At 49.1% G+C, this 664-nt stretch carries 1 rRNA gene; it reads right to left on the bottom strand.

The features are described from left to right. Positions 1–664: ribosomal RNA gene (locus COL3_RS24170) — 23S ribosomal RNA — on the bottom strand; the annotation flags it as partial.

The following is a 664-nucleotide window of genomic DNA, read 5'->3' as shown; positions in this document are numbered from 1 at the left end:
CTCGCTAAGTGTTCCCCTTAACCTTCCAGCACCGGGCAGGCGTCAGCCCCTATACATCAGCTTTCGCTTTAGCAGAGACCTGTGTTTTTGTTAAACAGTTGCTTGTGCCTATTCTCTGCGACCTGATTTCTCAGGCACCCCTTCTCCCGAAGTTACGGGGTCAATTTGCCTAGTTCCTTAACTGCAATTCTTCCGTCGGCCTTAGGATTCTCTCCTCATCTACCTGTGTCGGTTTGCGGTACGGGCACTACTTCTCTCTCTAGATGCTTTTCTTGGAAGCATGGAATCAGATACTTCGGTTCCGTAGAACCTTCCCCATCACGCCTCAGAATTGTTGGAACGGATTTGCCAATCCCAACTCCCTAAACGCTTAGACCAGCATCCAATAGCTGGCACATCCTATCCTTCTCCGTCACACCATCGATAATAACGATTATAGTGGTATTGGAATATCAACCAATTGTCCATCGACTACGCCTTTCGGCCTCGCCTTAGGTCCCGACTAACCCTGAGAAGACAAACTTTACTCAGGAAACCTTAGATATTCGGCCTGTAGGATTCTCACCTACATCTCGCTACTAATGCCAACATTCTCACTCGTAATCAGTCCACCGCTCCTTACGGTACGACTTCAGCCCGATTACGACGCTCCTCTACCGCTCAC

Source organism: Clostridium sp. LS (assembly GCF_002760435.1).
Classification (GTDB): Bacteria; Bacillota; Clostridia; order Clostridiales; family Clostridiaceae; genus Clostridium.
The sequence above is the reverse complement of the archived record's forward strand: the minus strand, read 5'-3'. Positions and strand labels throughout refer to the sequence as shown.